Source organism: Tardiphaga robiniae (assembly GCF_013359755.1).
Classification (GTDB): Bacteria; Pseudomonadota; Alphaproteobacteria; order Rhizobiales; family Xanthobacteraceae; genus Tardiphaga; species Tardiphaga robiniae.
Genome location: NZ_JABMCJ010000069.1, coordinates 109,901 through 117,364, shown reverse-complemented (window position 1 = coordinate 117,364; position 7,464 = coordinate 109,901). Strand labels below are relative to the sequence as shown.

General features: G+C 63.0%; 5 protein-coding genes. All 5 read right to left on the bottom strand.

Going from position 1 to position 7,464, the window contains the following annotated elements:
• Positions 1 to 535: 535 nt before the first annotated feature.
• Positions 536 to 1,537, bottom strand: coding sequence for a Bug family tripartite tricarboxylate transporter substrate binding protein (locus tag HP556_RS04345; RefSeq protein ID WP_175366038.1), 1,002 nt, complete (start codon positions 1,535 to 1,537; stop codon positions 536 to 538).
• Between the two features lie 277 nt (positions 1,538 to 1,814).
• On the bottom strand, positions 1,815 to 3,065 hold the full coding sequence (locus tag HP556_RS04340) for an MFS transporter (RefSeq protein WP_175366037.1): 1,251 nt from the start codon (positions 3,063 to 3,065) through the stop codon (positions 1,815 to 1,817).
• A gap of 205 nt (positions 3,066 to 3,270) precedes the next feature.
• On the bottom strand, positions 3,271 to 4,242 hold the full coding sequence (locus tag HP556_RS04335) for a TAXI family TRAP transporter solute-binding subunit (protein WP_068729346.1): 972 nt from the start codon (positions 4,240 to 4,242) through the stop codon (positions 3,271 to 3,273).
• A 40-nt stretch (positions 4,243 to 4,282) separates the two neighbouring features.
• Positions 4,283 to 5,254 carry a TAXI family TRAP transporter solute-binding subunit gene (locus HP556_RS04330; protein ID WP_120287330.1) on the bottom strand — a complete coding sequence of 324 codons (972 nt, stop codon included), beginning with the start codon at positions 5,252 to 5,254 and terminating at the stop codon, positions 4,283 to 4,285.
• An 87-nt stretch (positions 5,255 to 5,341) separates the two neighbouring features.
• Complete coding sequence (locus tag HP556_RS04325) at positions 5,342 to 7,357, bottom strand: TRAP transporter permease (protein ID WP_089267687.1); 2,016 nt, start codon at positions 7,355 to 7,357, stop codon at positions 5,342 to 5,344.
• Positions 7,358 to 7,464: the final 107 nt, after the last annotated feature.

The window sequence follows — 7,464 nt, the reverse complement described above, 5'->3', positions numbered from 1 at the left end:
TCCTTGCCAGTGGCAGTGCTGGCGCAGATCCGTCCTGCCCGAAGACAGACGTTCCCCATGAACCGCGTGACGCCGCATCTCCGGCGTCCACCGCATCCTGCCCCGCGAACGTGACGATCGCGATCGCCCCTCTCGGTGGGGCAGGACGGAGGGGAATATAAACCTGATGAGGATGTTGTCAACGGGAGATAGGAAAAAATGTTTGGGTGCGTTCCCTCCACTGTCATTCCGGGGCGCGCCCTTGCGTGAGCCCGGAATTCATACCCACGATCGAGCTTATGGATTCCGGGCCTGCGCCCCAGCCGGCTGCGCCGGCGCATCCCGGAATGACAATTGAGGACTCTGCGCGTCCGGGCTTACGCACGCCCTCAGGCAAACCAATTGGTTTGCCGGGGAATGACGAGTGTGGAATAGGCGCCGACCGCACTCCCAAAACAAAAGGGCACACGCGGATGCGCATGCCCTTCGATCTATTCACGCTTAACGAAGCAAGACAGGCAGGCGCGTCTAACGCCCTGCCAACCCTGCGCTGCCCTTACTCCGGCTTGATGCCGGCGAACTGGGCGACCTTGCCCCACTTCTCGATTTCGGACTGCACATAGGCATCCATGTCGGCCGGCGAACCGCCGGTCGGATCGGCGCCGAGCTTGATCAGGCGGGCAGTACCATCGGCCGACTTGATGAACTTGTCGGTCGAGGCATTGAGCTTGGCGATGATCTCCTTCGGCGTCTTGGCTGGCGCTGCGATGGTGAACCAGGAGGCGGCGTCGTAGCCGTCCACGCCGGATTCCGCGATGGTCGGAATGTCCTTCATCGGCTCCCAGCGCTTGCTGGTGGAGACGGCGAGTGCACGGATCTGGTTGCTCTCCGCGAAAGGCTGCGCGGCGGGCAGGTTGTCGATCATCACATGGACGCGGCCGCCGATCAGGTCGGTGAGCGCGGGGGCGCTGCCCTTGTAGGGCACGTGGGTCAGCTTCACGCCGGTCATCGACTTGAACAGTTCGGTCGACAGATGCGCGGTCGAGCCGAGGCCCGGCGTGCCGTAGAAATATTCATCCGGCTTGGCCTTGGCGAGTTCGATGAACTCCTTGACGCTCTTGGCCGGCAGCGAATTGGTCACCGAGAACAGGTTCGGCACCTTGGCGATCACGATCACCGACGCCAGATCCTTCACCGGATCATAGGTCATGTTCTTGAACACGAACTTGTTGATGGCGTGGGTGCCGGGCGTGCCGACCAGGAAGGTGTAGCCGTCGCCTTCGGCCTTGGAGACGAAATCAGCGGCGATGTTGCCGCCGGCGCCGGCCTTGTTCTCGACGATGAACTGCTGGCCCATCTCTTCGGACATCTTCTGCGCGACAACGCGCGCCAGAATGTCGGTGGTGCCGCCGGCCGCGAACGGAACGATAAACTTCACCGGCTTGGTGGGCCACTCGGCTGCGCTGGCGCGGCGCGACAGGATCGGCAGGGTGCCGAGGGCAGCCGCGCCGCCGAGGATCACGGAGCGGCGGGACGGGAAGCGGGTCGATGATGACATCTCGAAGAGTCCTTTTGCATGTCGGACAGGCCGCGCGGCTGCGACGCGCGATCTGATTGAGGGTGTTTAAGACAATGACGGGAGGCCGGGATCAAGTGGGAACCGGCACGGCTGGTGCAACGAACCCGACGGTCCGCTCCTGCGGCTCATCTGCGCAACCGGCAGGTCTTCTCAGCTTCTCCCGATCAGGCGTTTCCATGGACAACATGCATGGGAACGTACTTGGTGGATGGTACTATGTTGCACTGCGAGTTGCTACCGCAATGCAATACCATCCTTAAGCATTTGGTACTAACGGCTGATGACGTGCGTCGGAAGGTCGCGTCTCCGGCATCGCGACGATGAACAGGATGAGGCCGATCGCCGCCAAAGCGGCAAGCGCGAGGAATGCCGCGCTGTAGCCGGCATTCACGACGATCACGCCGGCAATGGCCGTGCTGAGAGCGCCGCCCAATCCCGCGGCGGTGGCGATCGCGCCCTGGCTGATGTTGAAGTGGCCGGTGCCGTAAGTGAGGTCCGCGACCACCAGCGGGAAGATCGCACCGAAGATTCCGGCGCCGATGCCGTCGAGGGTCTGCACGCCGACCAGCCAATAGGGATTATCGGAGAGCGGATACAGCGCGCCGCGCAGCGCCAGCACAGCGAGCGCGCAGGCGAAGATCGGTTTGCGGCCCCAGACATCGGCCTTGCGGCCGACCAGCATGGCGACCGGCACCATCACCAATTGTGCCGCGACGATGCAGACCGACATCAGCGTGGTGCCAAGCTCGCTGTTCACCAGTGCGAGTTTCTGGCCGACCAGCGGCAGCATCGCCGCATTGGAGAAATGAAACAGCACGGTGGCGGCGGCAAATATCAGGAGCGGCTTGCAGGTCAGCAGCACCTGAAAGCCGGATGGCCGGTCGGCGACATCGTGATCGTGCGTGTCGTCGAGATCACCGAGACCGCGGGCCATCTGATGATCGATGGCATCAGCAGGGATCGCCAGCGTCGCGAGGATGCTCGCCACAGCCATCGCGGCCATCAGCCAGAACACGACGATCGGCCCGAAGGCATAGGCGAAGATGCCGGCCAGCGTCGCCGCCGTCGCATTGCCGGCATGGTTGAACGCCTCGTTGCGGCCGATCCGGCGGGCAAAGGCTTTGGGGCCGACAATGCCGAGGGTGATCGCCGCCAGTGCCGGCGCGAAGACGGCCGCGGCGACACCGGTCAGCGCCTGTGTCGTCGCGACGAACAGGAAACCGGGATAGAGCGGCAGCGCGATCGAGCCGAGCGTGACGATGACGGCGGCAAGAATGACGATGGCGCGCTTGGCCTTGGTCTTGTCGATCAGGGCGCCGGCAGGGGTCTGCGCGACGATGCCAGCGAGGGCGGCGACCGACATCACGATGCCGATGGAGGCCTCGTCCCATTTCTGGACCGTCAGCAGATAGATCGCGAGATAGGGCCCGAGCCCATCTCGGACATCGGCGAGAAAGAAGTTCAGCGCGTCGAGCGGATGTTTGATCCTGTTGGCGTCGTCGTGCACGCGCGGCTCTCACGGCACGGCAGTGCCCGGCAGGCAACGGCGGTTGAGTGATCCGGTTCCGCGGTATTCGTCACACACGCCGTTCTATCAGCCGTCGTCCCCCGCAGGCGGGAACGACAAGGGAGAGGTCCGCGATCGACCACTTAAAAACAAAGGCCGCGAGGCTTTCGCATCGCGGCCTGATATCAGGTCTTGCGGGCTGGTCTTACTTGCCGATGCCCTTTTCCTTGAAGTACTTCAGCGCGCCCGGATGGAACGGCACCGGGGAGCGCTCCTGCACCTGGTTGTCGAGCGAGAAGCTCTCGGCCTCCTTGTGCACGGCGACGATGTCGGCCTTCTTCTCCACCAGCGTCTTGACGATGTTGTAGGCGTCGTCGTCGCTCATCTTGTTGCCGGTGACGATGATGTTCCAGACCTCGGTATTGGCGTTGTCCTTGTCCATGCCGGGATAGATGCTCTTGCTGATGGTCGAAGGCGAATACAGCTTGCCGTATTTCTCGTTCATCTTGGCGGCGAGGTCGGCGTGGTCGACGAACTTGATCTTCATGCCGGGTGTGGCGGCGAGATCGGTGACGGCGGCGGTGGGAACGCCGCCGACCCAGAAGAACGCATCGATCTTGCGGTCCTTGATGGCGTTAACGCTTTCGGCGACGCCGAGACGCTCGCGCTTCATGTCCTTGTCCTTGTCGAGACCGGCGGCCTCGATGACGCGGAACGCCATCACTTCGGTGGCGCCGCCCGGCGAGCCTGTGGAGACGCGCTTACCCTTGAGATCCGACATCTTCTCGATGCCGGCGCCCTCGATGGTCACGATATGCATGCGGTTCGGATAGACCACGAGCAGGGTCTGCAGCGGGACTTTGCCGCTCTTGAACTTGTCCTGGCCGTTCAGTGCGTCCAGCGCGGCGTCGGCCATGCTGAAGCCGAGTTCGCTCTGGCCCGAGGCGATCAGCTTGAGGTTATCGACCGACCCGCCGGTAACTTCCGCCGTGGCTTGGGTGTTCGGCAGCGCCTTCGACAGCACATTGGCGATAGCGCCGCCGAGCGGATAATACACGCCACCGGTGCCGCCAGTGCCGATCGCCATGGTCTTCTGCTGCGCGATGGCCGCGCCTGCAAGGCCGGCCGTGGCGACCAGCGCCACGGCAATCGATGTCTTTCTGAAACGCTTGAACATGGTTGTCCTCTCCTCCAGTTTTCCTGTGATGTCGCGGTGACTATTTCACCGCGCCGACTTCCTTGAGATATTTCAGCGTGCCGGGGTGATAGGGCGCCGGCGATTGCGCTGGTGTCTGCGTGGCGAGATTGATGTTCTCCGCCTCTTTATGGACGGCGACGAGATCGGCCTTGTTCTCGAAGATCGTCTTCGTGATCGCATAGGCGGTCTCGTCCGACATCTTGTCGGTGGCCATGATCTGGTTCCAGGCGGCGAAGCCACGGCTGTCGGTGGTCTGGCCCGGATAGCTGCCGGCCTTGATCACGCTGGGCGCGAAGATCTGGCCGTATTTTTTCACGATCGGCTCGAGCAGGTAGTCGATGTCGATCAGCTTGATGGTGACGCCGGGCGTCGCCGCTAGATCGACCACCGCGGCAGTCGGCACACCGCCGCCCCAGAAGAAGGCATCAATCTTGCGATCCTTGAGCGCGGACGCGGATTCCGCCACCGACAGACGTTCGCGCTTGACGTCCTTGTCCTTGTCGAGGCCCGCGGCTTCCAGCAGGCGGAAGGTCTGTGCCTCGGTGGCGCTGCCCGGCGCGCCGCTCGAGATGCGCTTGCCTTTCAGATCGGCGAATTTCTCGATACCGGTGCCGGCGATGGTCACCACATGCACCGGGCTGGAATAGACGGCGACGATGGTGCGCAGCGGAACGGGCTTCTTGAACTTGTTCTCGCCCTTCACGGCATCGGACGCGACGTCGCCGGTCATGAAACCGAGATCGGCCTGGCCGGTTTCCAGCAGCTTGATGTTGTCGACGCTGCCGCCGGTGACTTCGCCGGTGGCCTGGGTATGCGGCAGTTTCTTCGACAACAGGTTCGCGAGCCCGCCTCCGAGCGGGTAGAAGATGCCGCCGGTCCCGCCGGTCGCAATGGCGATGGTCTTGTCTTCCGCAGAAGCACCGGTCGCCGCGCAGGCGATGCCGAGCAGTGCAAGGCTGAACGCCCTGTGTCTGAAAGCTGTCCATCTCATCGCGTCACTCCCTGAAGTCGGCGGCGCCGCTTATCTGCGGCGTCCGCTGTCATGCGATAACTTGACGTTATTCGTTTCTGTCGTTGGTCATGCCGGTGCCGGTTGCGTCCTCGTCCTTGCCTGCCAGAGCAGCACGCCGAGGCCGATGATGAGGCCAGGCACGAATGTGTAGCTGATGTCGCGACCGATGATCGATTCGATGATCGCCTCGATCAAGCTCGGGAATACCAGCAGTAATCCCGATAGCAGAAGCAAGCCGCGCTCAATCGGTGTATTTTGTCGCAGTGCCCAGTTCTGCGCGACGGCGGCCAGTGCCAGCAGTCCCAGCGTGGTCTTGAAGGTGATCTCGACGATGTCGACCCACGAGCCGCCCTTCGGAATGTTCAGCAGCAGGCCGACGCCTTGCGGATCGCAGACGAAGACGAATGGCACCAGGAACGCCGGCAGTGTGTATTTCCACGATTGCAGCGTGGTCTTGTAGGGATCGCCGCCGGTAATCGCCGCCGCCGCGAAGGGCGATAGCGCGGTGGGCGGCGAGACTTCCGAGAGCACGGCGTAATAGAAGATGAACATGTGTGCGGCGTAGTCAGGCACGCCGAGCTTGATCAGTGCGGGCGCGGCGATCACCGCGCAGATGATGTAGGACGCGGTGACCGGCACTGCGAGGCCGATGATCCAGACGATCAGCGCCGTATAGATCGCCGTCAGCAACAGGCTGCCGCCCGCATAGGAAATCACGATCGACGAGAATTTCAGGCCGAGGCCGGTGAGCGTGACGACGCCGACCACGATGCCGGCGCAGGCGCAGGTGGTGGCGGCATTGAGCGCGCCGATCGAGCCATCGGCCAGCGCCTTCACCAGCTTCTTCGGCACCAGCGCAGTGTCCTTGCGGAGGAAACTGAGCACGAAGGTGACGAGGGTGGCGTAGAACACCGACAGTGACGGCGAGTAGCCGATGATCATGAAGACGACGACGGCGAGCAGAGAAATGAAGTGGAACCCGTAACGCTTCATCATCACGCCGAGGCTGAGTTCAGGCCTGACATTGACATTGTGGGCGCCGAACCGCTTGGCGTCGATCTCCACCATGATCAGCAGCGACAGGTAGTAGAGACAGGTCGGGATGGTCGCCATCCAGATCACGTCGAGATAGCTGATCTTGAGGAATTCAGCGATCAGGAACGCGGCGGCGCCGAGCACCGGCGGTGACAGGATCGCGCCGAGACCGCCCGCGGCGAGCAGGCCGCCGGCAGCGTTCTTCTCGAAACCGGCCTTGGCCAGCATGGGGGCGGCGACGGTGCCGATCATCACGGTGGTGGCGACGCCGGAGCCGGAAGGCCCGCCGAGCAGGAACGACGACAGCACCACGGTGCGGCCGGCGGCGTTCGACTTGTTCCCCATCAACGATAGCGAGAAATCGATGAAGAACTTTCCGGCGCCGGACATCGACAGGAACGCGCCATAGATCGTGAACAGGATGATCAGCGTGGCCGACACGTCGACCGCGACGCCGAAGATGCCCTCCAGCGTGATGAAGAGATGGCCAACGAGGCGCGGCAGGTCATAGCCGCGATGAGTCCATGGCGCCGGCAGATGCGGGCCGAGCATCGCATAGGCAATGAAGAAAACGGACACGACCGGCATGATCAGGCCGGTGGTGCGGCGGGTCGCTTCCAGCAGCAGCACGATGAAGACGATGCCGACGATGACATCCATATGATCCGGCAGCGTAGCGCGGTCGGTGAAATCGTCGCCGCCCCACAGCGCATAGGCAATGGTGCCGATGGCGACGATGCCCGGCACGATGTCCCACCAGCGCACGCGGTTGCGGAAGCGCGCAGCGACGGGGAACAGCAGGAAGCTCAGGATCAGCGTGAAGGCGACGTGGACATAGCGCAGCTCCTGCGTCGGCACGATGGCGTAGGCGGCATAGAGATGAAACAGGCTCATGACGACGGCGATGCCGGTGGAGATCGTTCCGGCCCAGCCGAGCAGGCGATTTGTTGCGCCTTCATCGGCTTCGATGAAGGCTTCAGCCTTCGCCAATGCCTCGTCGGAGACGGCAACGGTGTCATCGCTCGCGTTTGATTTCTGGTCAGCCATGTTTCATCCCCCGGGATATTTCCCGCAGCCGGCTTTGCCGGCCTTATTATTCTGAGTGCGGCGCATTCATGCCGTTTTACCCGGCTGGCGCAAGGGCTTACCGGTGA

Bases quoted from the DNA above. Each gene is read 5' to 3' on its own strand.
- HP556_RS04335 (WP_068729346.1), bottom strand. From the start codon at position 4,242: ATGTTCAAGCGTTTCAGAAAGACATCGATTGCCGTGGCGCTGGTCGCC.
- HP556_RS04330 (WP_120287330.1), bottom strand. From the start codon at position 5,254: ATGAGATGGACAGCTTTCAGACACAGGGCGTTCAGCCTTGCACTGCTC.
- HP556_RS04345 (WP_175366038.1), bottom strand. From the start codon at position 1,537: ATGTCATCATCGACCCGCTTCCCGTCCCGCCGCTCCGTGATCCTCGGC.
- HP556_RS04325 (WP_089267687.1), bottom strand. From the start codon at position 7,357: ATGGCTGACCAGAAATCAAACGCGAGCGATGACACCGTTGCCGTCTCC.